A 22,785-nucleotide genomic window follows, 5' to 3' on the forward strand; every position below is an offset into this window, starting at 1 on the left:
AATGAAAGAAAAGTGTGATTATTTGTTCTTTAACCATCGTGTAAAAAGGGAAAACCGCATCTCGGTATTTGTAAAAAGCGCTTCTGCTTAAATCAACTTTCTGCACAGCATCTGCAACCGATTCAGCCTTTTTTCTGTCGAGCAGCTTTTTGACTTCAAGGGTTTTCCGCATCGCATCAGGCAGAACGTCTTCACGCACTAAATAAAATGTCTCTTCTTTCACCTGCACCCCTCCCTTTTACATCAGAGAGCCTGCATTGCAAGCTCTCCGTTTTTTTAATCAATAAATTCAAATTCAAATTCCAGAAGCCGGATGATATCGCCGTCTTTAGCACCGCGTTCTCTGAGCGCTTCATCAACGCCCATACCGCGCATCTGTCTTGCAAAACGCTTGACGGATTCGTCACGGGAGAAATCAGTCATTTTAAAGAGGCGTTCCAGGCTGTCACCTGAAAGCACAAACGCGCCGTCCGGATCACGCGTAATGTTAAATGGAATTTCTTCATCTTCCATCGTGTACATTACGCGGTTTTCCGCCAGTTCTTCTTCATCATACAGCGGGAATTCAGGCGTTGTTTCCAGCTGGTTGGCGACTTCAAACAGAAGATCGCGGAGCCCTTCTCTCGTCACAGCGCTGATCGGAAAGACAGGGTGATCATCCTGAAGCTTTTCTTTAAACGCTTTAAGATTTTCAGCCGCTTCGGGCATGTCCATTTTATTCGCAACGATAATTTGCGGACGCTCCGTCAGCCGCAGATTATATTCACTGAGCTCCTGATTAATGGTGACATAATCCTCATACGGATCACGGCCTTCCATCGCTGACATGTCAATGACGTGAACGATGACGCGCGTCCGTTCGATATGGCGGAGAAATTGGTGGCCTAAGCCGACTCCTTCGTGCGCTCCTTCAATCAAACCGGGCAGATCCGCCATGACGAAGCTTCTTCCGTCATCCGTTTCCACCATGCCCAGATTCGGAACAAGCGTTGTAAAATGATAATCGGCGATTTTCGGCTTTGCCGATGAAACGACAGACAGAAGCGTAGATTTTCCGACGCTCGGGAAGCCGACGAGACCTACGTCTGCAAGTACTTTCAGTTCAAGCACGATATAGCGCTCTTTTCCGGGCTCTCCGTGCTCTGACAGCTGCGGTGCCGGGTTGGCCGGTGTTGCAAAGCGGGTATTTCCGCGTCCGCCGCGTCCGCCTTTTGCGATGACGGCGCGCTGCCCGTGCTCTGTCAGATCAGCAATGACCTGTTTTGTATCGTCATCCGTTACGACTGTGCCGGGCGGAACTTTAACAACCATATCGTCCGCATTTCTGCCGTGCTGGTTTTTAGACATGCCGTGCTCGCCGCGTATCGCTTTGAAATGCCGCTGGTACCGGAAGTCCATGAGCGTGCGCAGTCCTTCATCAACCTCAAAAACGACGTCGCCTCCATTACCTCCGTCACCGCCGGCAGGCCCGCCTTTCGGCACATATTTTTCACGGCGGAACGCAACCATTCCGTTACCGCCGTCGCCGCCTTTTACATATACTTTCACCTGATCTACAAACATAATATCCTCCGTTCTAAACCGTAAAAAACCGCTAGTTCATTCCAATTTCGGCCACACATTCATGGCCGGTCAGCTCAAATTGCATGACATCAAAGTCCTCATGCCGGGATTTGCGAAATTCATCAAACACATCTGCATTTGCAATCGTTCCATGAAAATCGAGATATACAATAAGCTGTCTGTCAGGGTGATCCGTCTGCAGCGATACGGTCAGATGATTTTCACTTTCATTGTTTACCGCCAGACCGAACAGATGAAACAGTTTTCTCATCAGGTTCGACAGCTTTTGATCATATGCCGATAAATCTTTAATTTCTCCGAGCACTTCGTATTCGAGCCTCATATAACGGGACTTCCAATTAAATGTAAGAAAGTCAAACGCCAAGTGCGGGGTTTTCAGGTTTGAGAGCTTTGATTCGTGCTTTGCATCTATGACCATTTCGTCAATAATTTCAACGACCCTGTCATACTTCTGCAAACTTAAGTTTCCTTTTATCAGCTGCAGCTTATTCATCCAATCATGACGGAAATGGCCCATTAATTGGATCAGCTCATTGATCAGAGCCGCATCGCTTACAGGTTCTTCTTGTTTCTTCGATACATCCTTCATTTTCGCACTCCCAATCGTTTAATTTCTTTTTAGGAGTCTTGATAAGTGTGTACTATGAATTATAACAGAGAAGGCTTTGTTAAAAAAACACTTGTTTTTCCTGGTTCATCATGTTCCTTTTTCGGATCGCATACAATGCGGATGCCAGGCAGAAACATTTTTGGTATCACTGCTTGGGGAACATATCCAGTGGGTATGGGAAGCTGATGTCCTCATTCAAGGCGGGGTTCACTCACGCATCCTCTGCTTTTCATTCTTGATGTTACTCCGCTTACTGCAAAAAAAACTCCAGTCAACGACCGGAGTTTTTTGTGTCATTATTGAGCTACAGGATATACGCTCACTTTTTTGCGGTCACGGCCGAAACGTTCGAATTTAACAGTTCCGTCGATTTTAGCAAAAAGAGTGTCATCTCCTCCGCGGCCCACGTTTTCACCTGGGTAGATTTTCGTTCCGCGTTGACGGTAAAGGATAGATCCGCCTGTTACGAATTGACCGTCTGCACGTTTAGCGCCTAAACGTTTAGATTCAGAGTCACGTCCGTTCTTTGTAGAACCTACACCTTTTTTAGAAGCGAAAAACTGAAGATCTAATCTAAGCATGTAACTCACCTCCTATATTTGGTTTGCAGTCAACCGTAAGTGTTCACTGTAATCCCGCTCGATCGTTTCAAGAGAAACAATCATGCCTTCAATCAGCAGCTGCGCTTTTTGCAAAGCTTCCTGATCAGCGGCTTCAGGGAATTCAAAGTAGAAATAACCCCCGTCCTCGCCTATATCAAGAATCGGTTCGAGAGGAGCCAGCGCGATAACCGCATTGACCGCTCCGAAAACGACAGCCGTGACCCCGGCGCATACGAGATCTCGTCCATGTTCAGCAAAATCGGCATGTCCCGTCATTTCAAAGGACAATATGCCCCCGTCATTCCGGGATCTTCGAATTGTTGCCTCAATCATGCTTACGCGTTGATTTTTTCGATTGTCAATTTAGTATAAGGCTGACGATGACCTTGTTTTTTATGAACATTTTTCTTTGGCTTGTAACGGAAAACAGTGATTTTTTTCGCACGGCCTTGTTTTTCAACTTTAGCTGTAACTGTCGCGCCTGCAACTGTTGGGTTGCCGACTTTCACGCTGTCTCCGCCAACAAACAATACGTCTTCAAACGTCACTGTTTCACCTGCTTCAGCAGCAAGTTTTTCGATGTAAACAGTTTGACCTTCTTCAACTTTGATTTGTTTTCCGCCTGTTTTAATGATTGCGTACATTCTCTGCACCTCCTATTAGACTAAGACTCGCCAGCAACAGGGGGCTTTAAAGCTCTTATCACCTGTCCCGAGCGGTTGTAGCATTGGTGCTACATCCATAACATTAAAAAATATATCAGAACCAAAAGGATATGTCAATCTATTTCTAGTAAGGCAGCAGCAGGTCTTCCATAGAGGAATCTGTCCGTTTATCGGCAAAATACGCATGAAGCACTTCATTTTCATCGAGCTGGCTGAGCTTTTCGCCGGCTTTTTCAACGATAATGGGGTGCTTGCATCCCCGTTTGAATTCGGCCATGACATGCTTTACTTTGGCATCGGCCGCGACCGTCAAAGGATGCAGCATGGCGACATCGCGGTTTTTGCCGTAGTATCTCTCCAAAAGAAACCTCAGCTGAATATAATGCCGCTTCCGGTATTCATCCCATAAAGAAGCGGCGAGAAAGACGAACAGCACCCATGCGCTGACCTGAAGGGGGACGGCCAGCACAACCCAGCAGCAGAGCAAAAGCGCGGAAACGGCCGATGTCTGCAGGCTGAGGAGATGCGCTTTTTGAAAAGCCATTTGTTTAGAGAAGTATAAAAACACGAACTTTCCGCCGTCAAGCGGCCAGATCGGCAAAAGATTGATGAAAAGAATGGAGAGATTATAAAAGGTAAACATCTCAAATGTCTGCTCACTTGCAAAGCCTGACATGAAAAAGAGCCAGGCTGCCGCCTGAAGCCACACATGCTGAAGCGGGCCCGCCAGAATGACCGCGAATTCCTCTTTAAGCGGCCGGTTTCCGTGCTCCTCCACCTCAACCGTCCCGCCGAAAGGGAGCAGAAAGATTCGTTTAATGCGCCACGAAAAAAACACAGCCAGAGCAGCATGCCCCAGCTCATGAACGGATACGACCAGCAAAAGACACAGCAGCGCTTTGATGTGCCCCGTCATAAGACCAAGCCCCATGATAATCCAAAGAAAAGGATGGACATGAATTTTAAAAAGGAGGATGAGCCATTTATTCATCAAATGTGATCACCTGGATCGGATCTATGAATTTATCGCCATCCTGGATCGCGAAATAGTACTGGCCTTTACTTTTATCGTTGAGCTTGATCGAACCGATCTTTTTCCCTTTATCGACAAAGTCGTACAATGAAACGTTAACATCTTTTAGCCGGCCGTAAATGCTGCTGGTATTGTCGGCGTGCTGCACCTTCACCGTCAGCCCTGTTTTTTTATCTTTGCTCACTTCCATAATGTAGCCTTCTTTTACGCTGTCAATGGCTTCGCTGGCGGTTTCGACGACGACGCCTTCTCCGTTATTTTGAAAGTCCTGCTGGATTTTCCCCGCGGCAGGAACGGCCATATCCTGACTGACCGCCACCTGACCGTCCTTCTTTTTCGTTCCCGGCGTAAGAAAAGCGAGCGGGTTTCCGAAGGAAGATACGAACCAATTGCTTACGGCAGCAAACTGAAATTCTTTTTGAAAGGTTTGTGCGATCGCCGGTTTGATCTGACTCAGCGGCTGTTTGTCAGTTTTATAGGCAATAGCGGAGATCAGTACGAGACAGGCGGCCAGCAGGCATTTTAAAATAATAGAATGAGCGCTGATCAATGGATGCCGTCCGTTAAATTCGGGCGGGTGTTCCGTTTGATATTCGTAGTCCGGAAGAAGTTTGTGCTTTTCCTGCTCCTTGACCGTCTGCCACGCGGGAAAATTCTGCGTTTGGGCGTTTTGAACGAAAGTCCGTTTTGATTCAGGCCGCTGTTTTCTTCTTTTGGCCAGTCTTTTTCTAATTTCATCAGCTCTGTGACTCATCGCCATCATCCTTTGCAATCGTTGGGTTTGTACATCCTATGTCTTGTCCATTGCAAATATGCGCTCTTGAAAAACAAAAAAGACCTGACAAGCTGGGCTTCATCAGATCTTTGTATTCTGGTATATATTATGAACGCACGCCGAAAAATGACTTGATTTTCGCCATCATCCCTTTTTGCTGCTCTTCAAGCACCTGCAAAGGAACGGATTCTCCTAAAATGCGCCGGGCGATATTGCGGTACGCAATGCTGGCGCGGTTTTTGGAATTCATGGCAATCGGTTCGCCGATATTTGAAGCCCTGATCACTTCATCATCGTCAGCAACGATTCCGAGGAGATCAATAGACAGATGATGAACAACTTCATCCACATCCATCGTGTCACCGTTTTTCACCAGATGATTTCTGATGCGGTTCACGATAAGGCGCGGCGGTTCGATATCTTCCTGCTCCAAAAGTCCGATAATGCGGTCAGCGTCCCGCACCGCTGATATTTCCGGCGTCGTCACAACAATCGCCTTATCAGCTCCGGAGACGGCATTTTTATAGCCTTGTTCAATTCCGGCCGGACAATCAATAATGACATAATCAAATTCCTGCTTAAGCTCCTGCACAAGCGATTTGATCTGCTCAGGGACAACAGCCGTCTTGTCGCTTGTCTGGGCAGCCGGCATTAAATGAAGCAGATCATCAAAACGTTTGTCTTTGACAAGCGCCTGATGCGTCTTGCATCTGCCTTCAATTACATCTACTAAGTCGTAAATAATTCTGTTTTCAAGACCCATTACGACATCAAGGTTGCGCAGTCCGATATCTGTGTCTACCAAACAGACGCGCTTCCCTAAAATGGCTAAGGCGGTACCGAGGTTTGCAGATGTTGTTGTTTTACCTACTCCGCCTTTTCCCGAAGTTATTACGATAGCCTCACCCAATTTCACATTCCTCCCTCAAGCCTTGTTAGATCAGGTCTTAAATGAGCCAATTGCTGAAGGCGTTCAATGACCATATTTCCGTCAGTATCTAAATAAGCACATTCCATGTCGTTCCCTTTTTGAATGTGGTCTGGGGAGCGATTTAACACGTGATTGATCCTCAATTGTGTCGGCATCATTTCTGATGCGGCGATCACAGCCCGGTTATTTCCGTTATAACCCGCGTGGGCAATCCCTTTTAATGAACCGAGAACAAATATATTTCCTCCGGCTCTGATCGTACCGCCGGGATTCACATCTCCGATTAAAAGCAAATCTCCCGTCACGTGAAGCACCTGGCCCGAACGGACGATTTTGGAAACAGAAACAATTTCCTGCTCCTCTTTCATCCGCTGCGCTTCTTCTTTGGCGATGACTTCACTGTCAATTGAATGCACGACTAAATCTTTCTTTGACGCGATCAGATCAGTCAGCTGCTCTGCCTGTTCCTGATACAGATACCGATGCCCGAGTTTAATATGAACACTGATTTTTTGGCCTTTGCCATCAGTATATTGTTCAATCGACAGCATGTTTTGAAGACCATCGAGAAGCTCATCAAAAGAACACGCATCATCCAGATGCAATGTTAAGCCGTTTTTTGTTCCTTTTATTGTTACATATTGCTGCTTTTTGGTCTTCATCAATGTTCACCTCAACAACATACTCTTTTCGTCAAAAAAAGATAAAATCCTTTTTACTCATCTCTTAATTCTTTCTTCAGACTTATATAAAACAGCCTGAAGGGCAGGACTAATATAACGGCTCCCGCAATATTCAGCAAAGCGGTCGGCAAGAACCTCTGAATGACAAAATCGTTAAATGTCATTGTGCCGCTGCGGATTAACGTCTGAATGCCGTAGACGTAAAATTCAAGCACACATACGCTCAGCACCGCAACCAGAATGACCATCAGGGCGTTTGTCTGCAGCACTTTAAACGCTTTGGCCGCCAGATAGCATAAACCGGCAAAACCAAACATATAAACGCCTAAAACACCCGTATAATTGATGTCATAAAGAAATCCGAAAATCAAACCGTAGATCACCGCATGCTTTTGGTTGATATAAGCGGACATAAAAATCAGCGCAAGCAAAAGAAAATGCGGAACGACCTGCTGCTCGACGGAAACGAAAGGAAAACGCACCAGATCGGTATAGATGCTTTCCGCACAAAAGACCAAAATCATAATCAAAGGGAGAAGGAAACGTTTCACGATCCTTCCTCCCCTGTTGCTACGCTTCGGTTCACGACGATGACATGGTCAAGATCGTACAAGTCGGCAGCCGGTTTCACGTAAGCGATTTTCGTCAGGCCGTAAGCATCTGATTCTACATCGGTCACTTCCCCGACCGTCAGCCCTTGAGGAAATACGCCGCCCGTTCCGGATGTCTCCACGAGGTCGCCTTTTTTCACTTCACGTTTTTCATCCGGCTCAAGGATGGTCATTTTCAGAGTCTGTTTCTTTTTATCATACCCTTCAATTAAACCGTAGCCTTTGCTTCCCTTTTTGCCGGAGATTTTGGTGGCCACTCTGTTATTGCGGTCAACATCGCTCAGCAGCTGAACGGCGGATGTGAAACTGTTGAGTCCGCTGCTTTTGATCTTCCCGACCAGCGCACCCTTTTCGTTCGTGACAGCCATGTCTTTGGCCACTTTCTGCTTCGTTCCCTTATTGATCATGATCTGCTTGTACCATTGATCAGGGTTTCTGGCGATAACGGTCGCTAAAATCGGATCATAGTCGGAAATTGATTTGACATGCCCGAGTTCATCACGCAGCTTCTTGTTTTCATCTTTGAGTTCTTGGAGCTTCGCTTCATATTGTGTCTGTCCGTCCAGCTTTTGTCTTAAGCGTTCGTTTTCTTTGTACGTGTTTTTCAGGTCTTTTATGTCCCCGAAGAACCCTGCAAAATATTCGGCAGGCGTGTGAAAAATGTTTTGAAATACTCCCGTCGTATCACCGATCAGCTTTTCAGGCCAGGTGGTATTACGGCCGTTCTTCAGCGAGAATCCAATCATAGCCACCAATATGATAATACACAGAAGTAATAGCATTAACCGTTTGTTCGGCATCGTGATACACCTCTTCTATTTAACTCCTGATTATCTTGTTTTTCCTTTGAAAAGATGGATGTGCTCCAGTGCTTTTCCAGTGCCGATCGCAACACAATCCAGCGGATCTTCAGCGATAAGAACAGGCATTTTCGTTTCGTCGCTGATGACTTTGTCGAGATTGCGGAGCAGGGCGCCTCCCCCTGTTAATACAATACCTCTGTCCATAATATCAGCGGCCAGCTCAGGCGGTGTTTTTTCAAGCGTGCTCTTCACCGCGTCAACGATTGAGAGAACTGTATCACGCAGTGCATTTGCAATTTCCGTTCCCGTAATTTCGATCGTTTTCGGCAGACCTGTCAGAAGATCGCGGCCGCGGATTTCCATTGACGCATTTTCTTCACCGGTTTCTGCTGAACCGATTTCCATTTTAATGGCTTCCGCCGTACGGTCACCGATCATCAGATTATATGTTTTTCTGATATAGCTGATGATTGAGTCGTCCATTTCGTCACCGGCTACGCGGATTGACTGAGACGTGACAATGCCGCCTAAAGAAATGATCGCCACTTCAGTTGTTCCGCCGCCGATATCAACGACCATGCTGCCCGTCGGCTCCCATACCGGAAGATTCGCGCCGATTGCTGCTGCAAACGGTTCTTCAATCGGATAAGCGTCACGTGCGCCCGCTTGTCTTGTCGCGTCGATGACCGCCCGTTCTTCAACGGCCGTAATACCTGACGGCACACACACCATAACGTAAGGCTTTCTCGCAAACAATCCTTTATTTTTCACAGCCTGATTAATGTAGTATTTCATCATTGTCGCAGTTGTTTCATAGTCAGCGATAACGCCGTCTTTCATCGGACGGAGCGCGACCACGTTGCCCGGAGTTCTTCCGATCATGTTTTTCGCATCGTTACCGACCGCAACGATGGACTTCGTATCCGTTTGCAGAGCAACGACAGACGGCTCTCTCACTACGATTCCTTTTCCTTTAACAAACACAAGCGTATTCGCGGTTCCCAAATCTATACCAAGGTCTCTTGTACCAATTCCGAACATATGTATGTATCTTCCTTTCTTAAAGCAAAAATACCCTAAAGGGAAAAACTCATAAAATCTATTATATCTTAAATCAACGAAAAAAAAAGTGTTACAAATATCCTTTTTCCTTTAAACTCACAAATTTTTTGTCACCAATGACCAAATGATCCAGCAGCTCGATGCCGATTAAATTGCCGCACTCAAAAAGCCGCCTGGTTACCTCTATATCTTCCCTGCTCGGTGTAGGATCTCCTGAAGGATGATTGTGAACACAAATGAAGGACGCGGCGGATCGTTTGAAAGCTTCTTTAAACACCTCCCGCGGGTGGACAATAGATGAATTCAGACTTCCGATAAAAACGGTGCGTTTATGAATGACTTGATTTTTGGTATTTAAATATAAACAGACAAAATGCTCCTGGGATAAAAAGCGCATATCCTCCATCACATACTTCGCCCCGTCTTCCGGAGAGCGGATGACGCAATGCTCCCCGGCGGATGTCTTATGAATGCGGCTCCCCAGCTCAATTGCGGCAAGAATCTGAACGGCTTTCACCGTGCCGATTCCCGGAATGCTGGAAAGCTCCTGGGCAGAGGCGCCTTTTAACAGTCGCAGCCCGTCAAACGTCCGCAGCAGCCGGTGAGCGAGGTTCATGACGGACTCATGTTTCGTTCCCGTCCGCAGCAGGATGGCGAGCAATTCATTGTTAGAGAGATGTTCGGCTCCGAAGTGCAGAAGCCGCTCTCTCGGTTTTTCTTTTTCGGGGAAATCTCTTAATTTTAACGGCAGATCACGGATGATCAACCCCTCCTTGTTCCCCTTCCCGGTTTGAACATCAAGCTTTTATATTAAATTCTTTCAAGGCTCTCATTGTTTTAGCGACAGGAAGCCCGACGACAGAATAAAAATCACCGTCTATTTTTTTCACTAAAAGCGCGCCTTTTCCTTGGATGCCGTATGCACCTGCTTTATCCATCGGTTCTTTTGTTTCAATGTAGAGCTGTATGTCGTCTTCACTGAGCGGCCAAAACGTCACTTCCGTCGTGTCACAGAACGTTTCTTTCCGGTCATGCGTCTGAATGCTGACCGCCGTAATAACTTGATGGCTTCGGCCGGAAAGCCTCCGCAGCATGTGTGCCGCTTCTTCTCTGTCATGCGGTTTGCCGAGGCATTCGCCGTCTATGCACACCATCGTGTCAGCCCCGATAACGACTGCATCGGGATTTTCGGCCAATACAGCTCCGGCTTTTTGCTCGGCCAAACATTGGACGTTTTCTTCCGGCGAAAGGTTTCGATTTAATTTTTCTTCTGTGCGGCTTGCAATAATGCTGTAAGGAATCTGAAGAAGAGTAAGGAGTTCTTTTCTTCGCGGAGATTGTGATGCGAGTATTAAGCGTTTTGTCATGATTGTCATCCTTTCAGGGTTTGCTTAAGAAAAAAAGATACTTGTCTATCCTACCAAATCAAACGGGCAACCACAATTTCAGAAAAATAACTTTTTGATGACAAAATAAAAAATCCCGCCGGATGACGGGAAATGAGATACTATTTTACAACACTTAAAAGCTCTTTTTGGGCTTTCCAGCCGGATTCCGAACCCGGCGTTTCCAGTTCTTTCAGCGCTTGAAGCACGGCCTCTTTCTGCTTTTTGTCAGCGGCGTCTGCACCGTCTGCCGCTTTTGCCGCTTCAGCCACTTCCGTTTTTGAAAGATCTTTGCCGGTAATCGCTTTGGCGGAGAGCTCAGATGCTTGTTTAAAAGAGTCTTCCAGTCCTGAATCGACCGCAAAGCTGAGCTCTTTTCCGCCCCAAGCCTCAAAATCATGGTCTATCAGTGTCTGACCCAATTGCTGTGATAGGCTTTTTTCCGCTGCAAGCCCGGCGATCACGTATGTGTATCCGTCTTCTTTAGCCAGAGAGACGGCCGAGTATCCTTTTTCAGTCAGCTGGTCAACAAGCGTTTGCGCTCCTTTTTCTGATGAAAATTTTCCGGCCTGCACCGCATATGTTTTATAGTTTCCCTCTGAAGATTCCGCATCTCCTGTGCCGGCTGTTTCAGATTTGTCTTTAGAAACATCTCCCGCTTTCGCCGTCTGCCCTTGTAAACCTTTGTCAGCTGATGCGGGAGCGGAGGCTTCTTTACTTCCCGACATATTTAAGGCGACAAGGCCGAGCCCGGTGCCTAAAACAGCCGCAACGGCAATTGTCGTGACCGCTTTTTTAACTGGAGAAGACGGCTGCTTTTTTTTCGGAAAATGAGGGCCGTTTTTTTTCTTCTGGTATGGCGGAACGACTTTCGGGTCATCTTCAAATACCTCAGAATTCTTCTCATGATCCCAATTGAAATCTTCTTCTTTCGGATCTTCATGGGATGCGGCGGTCTCCTGCTCCGCCTTTTTTGTTTCTTCCCAATTTGAAAATGTGACGGTTTTCTCCCCGCCTTCTTTCACATCTTCTTGTCCATACATCGTTTCTTCTTGTCCGTTAATGGTTACTTTAAGGGCATTGTTTTTGGCTTTGCTGTGCTTTTTGCTCTTCCTTTTTTTCAACGTCTCTTCCCCCTTGCATTCGTCTTGGCCGTACTTTGAACTGATCATGGTTCACACTTTAGCATAGGCGAAAAAAAAAAGAACAAGACTTTTGTCGTCTTGTCCAAAAAACGTTCGCCAAATTTTTCAAGCCCCGCCTGAAGCGAGCTTGATGTAAAACGAAAACAGCTCTTCACCGTATAAATAACTCAAAGCGCTCCCGGCTGAGATGGCCGGCGCAAACGGAAATGGCTGCTTTTTACCAAGCCTGCCCCGGGCTGCGGCGCACATACCGTATACGGCTCCGATCATAACGGAAAGAAAGAATGCAATGAGCACGAGCTTCACGCCGAGCGTCAGGCCGATCACCCCAAACAGTTTCACATCACCTGCGCCGATGCCTCCTTTACTGACAAACATGATAAAAACAAGCAGAAAAAATCCGCAAACGGCTCCGGCAAACCCTGCATACCATGAATCCAGCGGAGAAAACATACGGCCGGCGATAAAAAGCGGAAGAAAAAACAGCAGAACCTTGTCAGGAATCAGCATATATTGCAGATCCGTCACGGTAACAATCATGAGCAGAGACAGAAATAACAGCGCGACTAACAGTTCTTTTGAGAAACCGAAATGAATGCCTGCAGCCGTGAATAAACACGCCGTCCAGCATTCCGCCGCCGGATACATAACCGACAGCTTTGCACGGCAGTTTCTGCATCTGCCTCTTTGCAGAATATAGGAAACGACGGGCACAAGCTCCCCCCAGGAGAGCGGCAAGCGGCAAAACGAACAGGCTGAACGCGGCGAAATAACCGAGATTCGCAGCGGGATACGGCACGCTGCTGTATAAAAAAAAGAACCGAAAATCAAGCCGAGAAAAAACAGAATCAAAAGCACTCAGACCACACCTTTACTATCAATCTGGCTCAGATTATAGCAAAGAAAAACACCATGACTGAAATGGCTGAAAATATATTTTCAGCATAAAAACACCCGGCAAAACCGTAAAATGGTCCGCCGGGCATCCGAGGGGCTGTCAGATAAGCCGCTTTCTCATTTCGGAAATAAAATATAAGGAGCCGGTAATGATGATGACATCATCCGCCCCGTCTTTTTGTTCTATCCATTCTTTCACACTGTCCGGGTTCTCATCGAAGCTCTTATCCGCTAGACTGCTTGCGTTATAAAGGGCTTCGGCGCTTGAAGCACGCGGAAAGTCAAATGATACAAAGTGAATGGAATCCGCTTCGGTTTCAAGCTTTTTAATCATTTCCTGATACGGTTTGTCTTTTAATGCGCTGAATACGACATGGACGTTTTTACCGGCAAAGCGCTGCCGGATCGTTTCTGTCAGCGTTTCAACGCCCTCTTCGTTATGCGCGCCGTCCGCAAACACTAAAGGGCGGCTTTGAAGACGTTCAAACCGGCCCGGCCACGATGCTTTTTTCAGGCCGTTTCGTATCGCTTCTTCAGAAATGGCTGCGGCTTCCATGCGATTCAGCCATTCAGCGGCCAATATCGCCAATGCCGCATTCTGTCTTTGGTGAATGCCGATCAGCGACGTTTGAATGTTTTCATAGCATTTCGTTTCCGTTTCCAGCGAAAAGCTTTCACCGGAAGGAAGCGCCGCTTCATTAAACAGTCTGCACGTTTTATATAGTGACTGATACGGAGCCTGCTTTTTTTCGGCTTCCGCTTCAATAACGCCGAGTGCTTCCGGCTGATTGACGCCCGTAATGACCGGAATGGAATTTTTAATGATACCAGCTTTCTGCCCGGCGATCTCCTCGATGGTATTGCCTAAAATCGCCATATGGTCATGTCCGATACTTGTAATGACCGACAGGAGCGGATTCACAATATTGGTTGAATCAAATGTGCCGCCGAGCCCCGCTTCAAAAATGACAAAATCGATATCAGCCCGCTTCGCAAAATATAAAAATGCACACGCTGTAATGATTTCAAATTCTGTCACCGTTCCGGCATCGGTCTTATCAAGCTCATCGACTATCGGTTTTATGTCATTAACGAGCGTTCTCCATTCCTCATCAGAAATCGGCGTGCCGTTGACGCTGATACGCTCATTAAACGTAATGATGTAAGGCGATGTGAACGTGCCGACTTTATAACCGGCTTCTTGAAGCACGGAACGGATAAAAGCGACGGTTGATCCTTTGCCGTTTGTGCCCGCCACATGAATGGCGCGAATGTTCTTTTCCGGGTGTTCCAGTTTTTCCATCAGCTTTTCCATACGGAGAAGGCCCGGCTTAACGCCGAACTTGAGTCTGCCATGAATCCAGCTGATCGCTTCTTTGTACGTATTAAACAATGAAATCCCCTCTTTTATACGACAAGGCGGTTTCTTAGGAAACCGCCCCGCTGTTTTATCAGCCTTTCAGCTCTGCAATCCGCTGCCGGACAGCTTCGCGTTTTGCCGTGTAGTCTTTCTCTTTTCCGCGTTCTTCTTCAATGACATGCTCAGGAGCTTTTTTAATGAATCCTTCGTTGCCGAGTTTTTTCTGAACGCGTTCGACCTCTTTTGTCAGCTTGTCGAATTCTTTTTGCAGACGGGCGATCTCCTCATCAATGTTAATCAGCCCTTCAAGCGGCAGAATGACTTCCGCTCCGGTGACGACCGCTGTCATCGCTTTGTCTGCCGCAGTGATATCCGTCCCGATTTTCAGCGTGCTCGGATTCGTAAAGCGCTCAACGTAAGAACGGTTCTTCTCAAGGCGGCCGGCAATGTCTTCGGTAGCTGTTTTAATATAAAGCTCAACCTGCTTGCTCATCGGCGTGTTGACTTCGCTCCGGATATTGCGGACAGAACGGATTAATTCAACGAGCAGTTTCATATCCGCCGCTGCCTCTTTATCCGTATGCTCCGGCACCGGAACCGGCCAAGAGCTGATCGTGATTGACTCGCCTTCATGAGGAAGGTGCTGCCAGATTTCTTCCGTTAAGAATGGCATAAACGGGTGAAGAAGACGCATCGTCTGGTCAAGCACGTATGCCAGAACAGAACGGGTTGTTTTCTTCGCCGCTTCATCTTCCCCGTACAGCGGAAGCTTCGCCATTTCGATATACCAGTCGCACACATCGTCCCAGATAAAGTTGTACAGGTGGCGTCCGACTTCACCGAATTCATAACGATCCGCAAGCTGGGTTACGTCTTCTATCGTTTCATTCAATCTTGTGAGGATCCACTTATCAGCAACTGATTTTTCACCGGACAGATCAAGCTCGTCATACGTCATGCCGTCCATGTTCATTAATGCAAAACGGGAGGCGTTCCAAATTTTATTTGCGAAATTCCATGTGGATTCCACTTTTTCATAGCTGAAACGGAGATCCTGTCCCGGTGAACTTCCGGTTGCCAGGAAATAGCGCAGGGAATCCGCTCCGTACTTGTCGATGACATCCATCGGGTCCACGCCGTTCCCAAGGGATTTACTCATTTTTCTGCCCTGCTCGTCACGGATTAAGCCGTGAATCAGCACGTCTTTGAACGGACGCTCGCCGGTAAATTCAAGACCTTGGAAAATCATCCGGGATACCCAGAAGAAAATGATGTCATATCCCGTTACAAGAACATCGGTTGAGTAATACCGCTTAAAGTCTTCAGCGTTTTCATCAGGCCAGCCCATTGTAGAAAACGGCCAAAGCGCGGAGCTGAACCATGTATCAAGCACGTCTGAATCCTGTTCCCAATTTTCACTGTCCTCAGGCGCCTCAAGGCCGACGTACACTTCTTTTGTTTCTTTATGATACCAAGCCGGGATGCGGTGGCCCCACCACAGCTGACGGGAAATACACCAATCACGGATATTTTCCATCCAGTGCAGGTACGTTTTCTCGAACCGGTCTGGAACGAAGTGAACTTTCTCTTCTTTTGACTGAAGGTCAACCGCAGCATCGGCCAGCGGCTGCATTTTGACAAACCATTGTGTGGACAGGTACGGTTCAACAACGGCGCCGCTTCTCTCACTATGTCCGACAGAATGCATATGGTCTTCGATTTTAAAGAGAACACCGGATTCCTGAAGATCTTTGACGAGTTTTTTGCGGCATTCAAACCGGTCCATGCCGTTATATTGCAGCGCTTTTTCATTCATTGTTCCGTCTTCATTCATGACGAGAATCCGCTCTAAATTGTGGCGGTTTCCGAGTTCAAAATCATTCGGGTCATGGGCAGGCGTGATTTTAACGGCTCCTGATCCGAATTCCATATCAACATAATCATCGCCGACAATCGGAATTTCACGGTTTGTAATCGGCAGAATCACCGTTTTGCCGATTAAGTGCTTGTAGCGCTCATCTTCAGGATGAACCGCGACAGCCGTGTCGCCAAGCATCGTTTCCGGACGGGTGGTCGCGATTTCAATTGAGCCTGAACCGTCTGCTAACGGATAGCGCAAATGATAAAACGCGCCCTGTACGTCTTTGTAAATTACTTCAATATCGGATAAAGCCGTTTTTGTGGCAGGGTCCCAGTTGATGATATATTCGCCTCTGTAAATCAAGCCTTTTTTGTACAGCTTGACGAATACTTCCCGCACGGCTTTGTTCAGCCCTTCATCAAGAGTAAAACGTTCGCGTGAATAATCGAGTCCGAGTCCCATCTTAGCCCATTGGCTGCGGATGAAATCAGCATACTCTTCCTTCCACTTCCACGTTTCTTCTAAAAACTTTTCACGGCCGAGGTCATAACGGCTTGTGCCCTGTTCGCGGAGCTTCGCTTCGACTTTTGCCTGAGTGGCGATGCCGGCGTGGTCCATGCCCGGAAGCCAGAGCACGTCATAGCCCTGCATGCGTTTCATACGCGTAACGATATCTTGCAGCGTCGTATCCCACGCATGTCCGAGGTGCAGCCTGCCCGTCACGTTCGGCGGCGGAATAACGACAGAATACGGCTGTTTCGTTTGATCGCCGCCCGCTTCAAAATATTTTCCTTTCAGCCAAAAATCATAGCGGCCTTTTTCAATCGCAGACGGATCATATTTTGTCGGCATTGTTTGTTCGTTTGTATCCATGATAACCCTCCAGCATGTTTAGAAATGGCTGAGCAACTAAAAAAGAGCCTTCATCCTGATAAAGGACGAAAAGCTCTTTCGCGGTACCACCTTTTTTCATGAACAGATTTGTTCATGCACTTAAACGGATAACGGGTGCGGCCCGAATTTCTCTACTGTATGTTCAAGAAATTATGCTCCCGGGCGACCTTCCAATGAGACGGCATAAGAAGCCTTTCAGCACAGTAGCTTCTCTCTCTTCATGCGTCTTTCTTGTACTCTTCCCGTTCAAAGCAGGTGTATTTATATCAGCTCATGATCTTATTTATTATGTTCTTTATTATAGTAAAAGTGTTTTTGATTCGTCAATCATCTTTTCCAAAAACCGCTGCCGTCATACATAAATGGGCATGCACCCCGCCCTTTCCCTTACATACGATACATAGAAAGGCGAATGTGAGGAGGAATTGCCCGTGAGAAAAAAATTCAATTCTTATTCGCTCCCCCAGTGGGCCAGACAGGTCCGCCTTGTATCCGTGCAAGTCATTATCCCGATTACGATCTTTCAGGGGATCAGGACGATTTTCTTTCCGACGACTTTTGATGTCCTGCTGCTTGCCATCCTGCTGTTTTTAGCGTGCGCCCTGCATTTGGAATGGATATAAAAAAACGAGTCCCGTTATGAAGAGGACTCGTTTTCCGCTTTTATTTTTTTCTCCCGCTCAATCTGATGAACCTTCATGAGAAAAGGCTCAACATTTTTCATCTGCCAAAACGCTCTTAATAATTGCGTGCACTCTTCTTTTTCAGAGCCCCTTTGGCCGGTCTGATACCGTTTTAGCACTTTGTACATGGCGGACGGATAAGCCATATAGCTGAGAAACAGGCTGATTTCCGCTTCACGGAGCGGGAATGATTTGTGATACGTATAAAACCAGTCCAGACACTCCGGGCATGCTTTCGGATAGCTTCTGAACATTCTGGAGTAAAAGCCGAGCAGGTCATTTTGCGGAGGGCCCAGCGCAGCTTTCTCGAAATTCGTGAAAAAGCCCGATCCCGCATCATTATACAGAAAGTGGCGGCTCGATAAGCTGCCGTGGTTGATCACCGTTCTCGTCTTGTCATGATCCTTTGCCGCGTCAAACCATTCTTCCAGACGTTCGAGAGCAAAATTGACGGCGGAAACCGTTTCTGTAAGATACGTAACAGCCTGCAGTTCAAAAGGTGAAAGATACCACTCTTTTTCCGCCCGGTCGGCGAATTGTTCATAGACAAGCTTATCATTTTCCCAATCTCTTTTCGTTGCTTCATAAAAGCCGCTGATATCTTCAGTCCGGATTTGGATGTCCCGCACAGTCGCAGAATGGAGCTTCGCGACCTCTTTAAAAAGGTAAACATGTTTTTGATCCCGTTCCTCTTCCTGATCGTACTGAAGCCAAGGCATTAAATAATAAGAATTCTCCGTCTGTCTTCCCGCAAAAAAATCGCCGGCATACGTGCGGCAGATCGGCACAAATGATCGGTAGCCTTTCTCCTCAATCTCAATCATAAGATCCGTAAATTCACTGCTGCGGGCCGGCTTGAGCTGTTTCAAAGCAAAAATGCCGTAGTTTGAGTAGACCTTCCAAACATGCGGGCTGACAGGCTCAATATACTCAGCCGACAGCCCGTATTCCTGAAGCACTGATTGGACTGCTTCCATTCCATTCACCACATTTTTACGGCCTCTTTGTGCTTACGCATGGCTGTTATTATATTCAGGTATATACAGAAGCTGACCTTCTTCAAGCTCGTCATCAAACGATAAAGCATTCGTTCTGATGAGCTGCTGGGATGTTATGTCATATCGTTCACACACCCGGTCGATAGTATCTTGCTGCTGTACGATACAAATTTTCATTCTTGAAAACTTTTCTTCTTCCCTTGTAAATAATTTTGTCAAGTAATGTGAGTTGTCATTTTCCTTCTGCTCGGTTCCCGGTGCAGCTTCTTCATTCTTTCTTTCAGACTTAAGCGGCTCAGGCGGTTCAGCTTGCGCCGGCTCCTCAGGCGGCAGTTTGGAAAACTGAAAAGACAAATCGAGAGGCTTCCCGGTTTCCTCCTCCGGCGGCGCCATCTTCCTTACCTCAATTTCAAACCCTTCTTCATCATGAGCCTCTTCTTCAAGCAGCTTAGGAGCGCTGTAAAACTCCTCTTCCTGCCGTTCCGGAACGAACTCGCGATAAACGGGCGCCTGCTCTTCTTGAAAAACCGCAGGCTCATCTTCGTCTTCTGCCGCCTCATGATCACTCTGACGGAGAAGCGGCTCGGCCTCTGGCTGCTCTTCTTTTTGAAGGAAGGGCTGTTCCGCAATTTTTGGCTTTTCTGCATGCGGAGTCAGAGTGAACGCAGGGAAAACCGGCTCGTTATCATCTTTTGGCTCTTCCTGCACTTCTGCTGAATCATCCTCAAATACAGGTTCATTCCTCACAGCCGACATGATTGCAGGCTCCTCAGCTTCTTCCGGCTCTTCTTCGTGTTGGAAGGAAACGGGAGGAGGAGGCTCAGTAAAGGAAACAGGTTTCGGCACCTCTTCCTGCTCCCTCAGAACCGAGGCGGTCTCCTGCTCTTCTTCTTCCTGCTCCCTCAGAATCGGGGCTGCTTCCTGCTCTTCTTCTTCCCGCTCCCTCAAAATCGGGGCTGCTTCCTGCTCTTCTTCTTCCTGCTCCCTCAGAATCAGGGCAGTCTCCTGCTCTTCTTCTTCCTGCTCCCTCAAAATCGGGGCAGTTTCTTTCTCTTCTTCTTCCTGCTCCCTCAGAATCGGGACAGTTTCCTGCTCTTCTTCTTCCCGTTCCCTCAGAATAGAGGCAGTTTCCTGCTCTTCTTCCTCCTGCCTGAGTAAAGGCGGGGTTTCTTCCTCGTTCTTCTCGGTTTCTTGTGCTGCTTCTTTTGATACACTCAAAGGTATTTCAGGCTCATGGCGTATCATTAGTTCTGGTTCGTTTTCGTCCTCAGAATGATGTCCGGCAAGATTGATCATTTCTTCTCTGGCAAATTCAGGCGCCACGTACAAAGGGATCTCCGGCTCTTTTGGCTCGGATTCCTCAAGCAGCCCTTCAATTGCCAAATCAGCCTGAATGGTTAAGATCCTTGAATCCGTCAGCTGATAATCAAAGGCATCGATAAATACGAAAACATCATTGAGGTGGCTCACTTTATTTTTCGGAATCGTGATGTCCACCGGGAAACAATGAATGAGCTCGGCCGTGCCATCCTCCCTCGCCCTCACTTCCTCTACATGCCTCAGCTCCCTGTCAAGCTCTTCAAAATGACTGCTGTGATCTATGTTGTACTCGCCAGTAAGTTCTAATGATCCTTTAATTGAGACATAATCATTTACTTCCTGCACCCTGATGTCAGGGTCTAATGAAATCGAAAGTAATTCAGAAACTTCCTGTCCTTTTTGGAAACAGATTGATTCTTCAACAGAAAATTGCAATCGGTGATTATGCGGCAAGTTCATATCCTCCTTTCATCTAATCCATACAATTAGATGTCACTAAAGGTGTATGCCGCAATCCGGAAAAATATGATAATGGAGGCATTGAAAAAAGCCGATACAAGTCTTGCTTGCATCGGCTTTTCTGTATCAGCGGCTGATCGCCTGGAACACTTTCTCAGCGGCTTGAATGGTTTTTTCAATATCCTCCATTGTATGCGCAGTGGAGAGAAACAATCCTTCAAATTGAGACGGCGGCAGAAATACGCCTGCATCAGCCATCCCTTTATAATATTTAGCAAACAGCTTTAAATCAGATGATTTGGCTGCTTCATAGTTAATGACAGGCTCATTTGTGAAAAAGAAGCCGATCATTGAACCCGCCCGGTTAAACGTGTGCGGAATGCCATGTGCTGCAGCTGCTTTTGAAATGCCTTCTTCAAGCATATCGCCTTTTTTCACAAATTCTTGGTAAGATTCAGGTGTGAGCTGCTGTAACGTCTCAAGTCCCGCTGTCATGGCAAGCGGATTTCCTGACAATGTTCCAGCCTGATAGATCGGACCGCTCGGCGCGATTCGTTCCATAATGTCAGCTTTTCCGCCATACGCACCGACAGGAAGACCGCCGCCTATGACTTTGCCGAGACACGTTAAGTCAGGCGTCACGCCGAAATACCCTTGCGCACAGTTATAATCCACGCGAAAACCGGTCATGACCTCATCAAAAATGAGCAGCGCGCCATACTGTTCCGTCATGTCGCGAAGTCCTTGTAAAAAGCCTTCCTGCGGCGGAACAACGCCCATATTGCCTGCTACCGGTTCAACAATGACCCCGGCAATATCTTCACCGTACTCCCGGAATGCGAGTGCAACGCTTTCCAAGTCGTTGTATGGAACGGTAATCGTATTCATTGCTATTCCTTCCGGCACGCCCGGGCTGTCCGGAAGGCCGAGTGTCGCCACCCCGGATCCCGCTTTGATCAGCAGTGAATCACCATGGCCGTGGTAACAGCCTTCGAATTTCAAAATTTTGTTTCGGCCGGTATATCCTCTTGCCAGACGCAGGGCGCTCATTGTCGCCTCTGTGCCGGAGCTGACCATCCGTACGATTTCAACAGACGGCACACGGTCAATGACCAATTTGGCCAGTTCGTTTTCCACCTCAGTAGATGCTCCGAAACTTGTCCCGTTCTCGGCTACTTTTTTCAGGCTTTCAACGACCCGGTCGTTCGTGTGACCCAAAATGAGCGGCCCCCAGCTCAGGACGTAGTCGATATATTCATTGCCGTCAATATCAAATATTTTCGATCCTTTTCCGCGCTGCATAAAAATCGGATCCATATCGACTGATTTAAACGCGCGCACCGGGCTGTTCACTCCGCCCGGCATCAGTTTCTGCGCTTCTTTAAAAGCGGCTTTTGATTTTTCATAGCTTCTCATCTGCCTCAGCTCCCGTCAAATGAAATCGTTACTCAGCAAGCCATTTTGCTGCGTCTTTTGCATGATACGTCATAATCAGATCGGCTCCTGCACGTTTCATGCTCGTTAAAATTTCCAGCACCATTTCTTTTTCTTTAATCCAGCCGTTTTGGGCTGCCGCTTTCACCATGGAATACTCCCCGCTCACATTATATGCGACCAGCGGCAGGTGATGGCGGTTTTTCACATCACGCATAATATCTAAGTATGACATAGACGGTTTGACGATTAAAAAGTCAGCGCCTTCTGCCGCGTCTGATTCAGCCTCACGGAGCGCTTCCAAGCGGTTGGCCGGATCCATCTGATATGTTTTTCGGTCTCCGAACTGCGGCGTGCTGTCAGCCGCGTCGCGGAACGGACCGTAAAATTCACTTGAATATTTCACGGCATAAGACATGATCGGAATATTCGTGAATCCTTCTTTGTCGAGCGCTTCCCTGATCACTGTGACAAAACCGTCCATCATATTTGAAGGAGCGATGATGTCAGCGCCGGCTTTGGCCTGGCTGACGGCTGTCTGAGCCAGCAGTTCAAGCGACTCGTCATTGAGGATTTCTCCGTCTTTCACGACCCCGCAATGGCCGTGATCCGTGTATTCACAGAGACACGTATCAGCGATTACGATCATTTCAGGATAATGCTTTTTAATTTCAGCAATCCCTTTCTGCACAATGCCGTGATCGTGAAAAGCCTGGGTTCCGCAGGCGTCTTTTTCTTCCGGCACGCCGAAAACGATGACCGACTTAATGCCGAGCGATATCAGCTCAGCCATTTCATCCTTTAACAAATCGAGTGATACATGATAAACCCCCGGCATGGAAGGAACTTCTTTTTTTCCTTCGAGCCCTTCAACGACAAATAACGGGTAAATAAAATCTGAGGGGTGAAGACGTGTTTCTTTTACTAAATCTCTCATCGCAGCGTTCGCACGCAAACGGCGGTGTCTGTTAAATGTTTGATTCATCATTA

The 22,785-nt window shown here is 47.3% G+C and carries 23 protein-coding genes, 1 pseudogene and 2 other annotated features; of the genes and pseudogenes, 1 reads left to right on the forward strand and 23 read right to left on the reverse strand.

Translation table 11 applies throughout. The annotated features are described in order from the left end of the window. The 19 genes and pseudogenes from thrR to BR62_RS0110285 form a co-directional block, all read right to left on the reverse strand. A pseudogene (gene thrR / locus BR62_RS0110195) lies at positions 1–223 on the reverse strand (transcriptional regulator ThrR); the annotation flags it as partial. Positions 224–276: 53 nt separating this feature from the next. Continuing rightward, on the reverse strand, positions 277–1,563 hold the full coding sequence (obgE, locus tag BR62_RS0110200; RefSeq protein WP_007408172.1) for a GTPase ObgE: 1,287 nt from the start codon (positions 1,561–1,563) through the stop codon (positions 277–279). A 31-nt stretch (positions 1,564–1,594) separates the two neighbouring features. Further along, positions 1,595–2,173, reverse strand: a complete 579-nt coding sequence (locus tag BR62_RS0110205; RefSeq protein ID WP_007408171.1) for a sporulation initiation phosphotransferase B — start codon at positions 2,171–2,173, stop codon at positions 1,595–1,597. A 317-nt stretch (positions 2,174–2,490) separates the two neighbouring features. Continuing rightward, complete coding sequence (rpmA, locus tag BR62_RS0110210; protein WP_003152662.1) at positions 2,491–2,775, reverse strand: 50S ribosomal protein L27; 285 nt, start codon at positions 2,773–2,775, stop codon at positions 2,491–2,493. Positions 2,776–2,787: 12 nt separating this feature from the next. Continuing rightward, on the reverse strand, positions 2,788–3,129 hold the full coding sequence (locus BR62_RS0110215; RefSeq protein WP_012118103.1) for a ribosomal-processing cysteine protease Prp: 342 nt from the start codon (positions 3,127–3,129) through the stop codon (positions 2,788–2,790). Between the two features lie 2 nt (positions 3,130–3,131). Next, positions 3,132–3,440 (reverse strand): 50S ribosomal protein L21, encoded by a 309-nt coding sequence (gene rplU, locus BR62_RS0110220; protein WP_003152660.1) that lies wholly within the window; start codon positions 3,438–3,440, stop codon positions 3,132–3,134. 13 nt (positions 3,441–3,453) lie between these two features. After that, positions 3,454–3,527, reverse strand: a sequence feature (ribosomal protein L21 leader region). 58 nt (positions 3,528–3,585) lie between these two features. Further along, the gene (locus tag BR62_RS0110225) at positions 3,586–4,452 is read right to left on the reverse strand and encodes a M50 family metallopeptidase (RefSeq protein WP_032866598.1); all 867 of its coding nucleotides are present in this window, start codon (positions 4,450–4,452) and stop codon (positions 3,586–3,588) included. Next, positions 4,445–5,248, reverse strand: a complete 804-nt coding sequence (locus BR62_RS0110230; RefSeq protein WP_007408168.1) for a M23 family metallopeptidase — start codon at positions 5,246–5,248, stop codon at positions 4,445–4,447. Before BR62_RS0110230 ends, BR62_RS0110225 begins: the two co-directional genes overlap by 8 nt. A 127-nt stretch (positions 5,249–5,375) precedes the next feature. Continuing rightward, positions 5,376–6,179 (reverse strand): septum site-determining protein MinD, encoded by an 804-nt coding sequence (gene minD / locus BR62_RS0110235; RefSeq protein WP_003152655.1) that lies wholly within the window; start codon positions 6,177–6,179, stop codon positions 5,376–5,378. A gap of 2 nt (positions 6,180–6,181) precedes the next feature. Then, positions 6,182–6,862 carry a septum site-determining protein MinC gene (gene minC, locus BR62_RS0110240; protein WP_003152653.1) on the reverse strand — a complete coding sequence of 227 codons (681 nt, stop codon included), beginning with the start codon at positions 6,860–6,862 and terminating at the stop codon, positions 6,182–6,184. A gap of 53 nt (positions 6,863–6,915) precedes the next feature. Continuing rightward, complete coding sequence (gene mreD, locus BR62_RS0110245) at positions 6,916–7,434, reverse strand: rod shape-determining protein MreD (protein ID WP_007408167.1); 519 nt, start codon at positions 7,432–7,434, stop codon at positions 6,916–6,918. Next, entirely contained in the window at positions 7,431–8,294 is an 864-nt protein-coding gene (gene mreC / locus BR62_RS0110250) for a rod shape-determining protein MreC (RefSeq protein WP_007408166.1), read from the reverse strand. Before mreC ends, mreD begins: the two co-directional genes overlap by 4 nt. Before the next feature lie 30 nt (positions 8,295–8,324). Next, positions 8,325–9,338, reverse strand: a complete 1,014-nt coding sequence (gene mreB, locus BR62_RS0110255; protein ID WP_003152647.1) for a cell shape-determining protein MreB — start codon at positions 9,336–9,338, stop codon at positions 8,325–8,327. Positions 9,339–9,429: 91 nt separating this feature from the next. After that, entirely contained in the window at positions 9,430–10,125 is a 696-nt protein-coding gene (gene radC, locus BR62_RS0110260; protein ID WP_007408165.1) for a RadC family protein, read from the reverse strand. 31 nt (positions 10,126–10,156) lie between these two features. Continuing rightward, the gene (locus BR62_RS0110265) at positions 10,157–10,726 is read right to left on the reverse strand and encodes a Maf family protein (RefSeq protein ID WP_007408164.1); all 570 of its coding nucleotides are present in this window, start codon (positions 10,724–10,726) and stop codon (positions 10,157–10,159) included. Positions 10,727–10,866: 140 nt separating this feature from the next. Next, a complete protein-coding gene (locus tag BR62_RS0110270; protein ID WP_032870749.1) occupies positions 10,867–11,868 on the reverse strand; it encodes an SPOR domain-containing protein in 1,002 nt (333 codons plus the stop codon). Between the two features lie 126 nt (positions 11,869–11,994). Beyond that, entirely contained in the window at positions 11,995–12,747 is a 753-nt protein-coding gene (locus BR62_RS0110275) for a prepilin peptidase (RefSeq protein WP_007408162.1), read from the reverse strand. Between the two features lie 139 nt (positions 12,748–12,886). Then, positions 12,887–14,179 carry a bifunctional folylpolyglutamate synthase/dihydrofolate synthase gene (locus BR62_RS0110280; RefSeq protein ID WP_007408161.1) on the reverse strand — a complete coding sequence of 431 codons (1,293 nt, stop codon included), beginning with the start codon at positions 14,177–14,179 and terminating at the stop codon, positions 12,887–12,889. Between the two features lie 58 nt (positions 14,180–14,237). Further along, on the reverse strand, positions 14,238–16,880 hold the full coding sequence (locus BR62_RS0110285; RefSeq protein WP_020956152.1) for a valine--tRNA ligase: 2,643 nt from the start codon (positions 16,878–16,880) through the stop codon (positions 14,238–14,240). Positions 16,881–16,938: 58 nt separating this feature from the next. Next, positions 16,939–17,160 (reverse strand) — a binding site (T-box leader). 172 nt (positions 17,161–17,332) lie between these two features. On the opposite strand from BR62_RS0110285, the gene BR62_RS0110290 reads away from it, so the two are divergent. Then, positions 17,333–17,524 carry a hypothetical protein gene (locus BR62_RS0110290; RefSeq protein WP_003152639.1) on the forward strand — a complete coding sequence of 64 codons (192 nt, stop codon included), beginning with the start codon at positions 17,333–17,335 and terminating at the stop codon, positions 17,522–17,524. A gap of 14 nt (positions 17,525–17,538) precedes the next feature. Here BR62_RS0110290 and ysxE read toward each other — a convergent pair whose 3' ends face one another. The 4 genes from ysxE to hemB form a co-directional block, all read right to left on the reverse strand. Next, positions 17,539–18,561 carry a spore coat protein YsxE gene (gene ysxE / locus BR62_RS0110295; protein ID WP_032870779.1) on the reverse strand — a complete coding sequence of 341 codons (1,023 nt, stop codon included), beginning with the start codon at positions 18,559–18,561 and terminating at the stop codon, positions 17,539–17,541. A 33-nt stretch (positions 18,562–18,594) separates the two neighbouring features. Then, the gene (locus BR62_RS0110300) at positions 18,595–20,355 is read right to left on the reverse strand and encodes a LysM peptidoglycan-binding domain-containing protein (protein ID WP_032870751.1); all 1,761 of its coding nucleotides are present in this window, start codon (positions 20,353–20,355) and stop codon (positions 18,595–18,597) included. A 132-nt stretch (positions 20,356–20,487) separates the two neighbouring features. Then, positions 20,488–21,777, reverse strand: coding sequence for a glutamate-1-semialdehyde 2,1-aminomutase (gene hemL / locus BR62_RS0110305; protein ID WP_021494394.1), 1,290 nt, complete (start codon positions 21,775–21,777; stop codon positions 20,488–20,490). Positions 21,778–21,805: 28 nt separating this feature from the next. Further along, entirely contained in the window at positions 21,806–22,780 is a 975-nt protein-coding gene (hemB, locus tag BR62_RS0110310) for a porphobilinogen synthase (RefSeq protein ID WP_015240312.1), read from the reverse strand. Between the last annotated feature and the right edge of the window lie 5 nt (positions 22,781–22,785).

Origin of the sequence: Bacillus sp. UNC69MF (assembly GCF_000746035.1) — a bacterium.
Classification (GTDB): Bacteria; Bacillota; Bacilli; order Bacillales; family Bacillaceae; genus Bacillus; species Bacillus velezensis.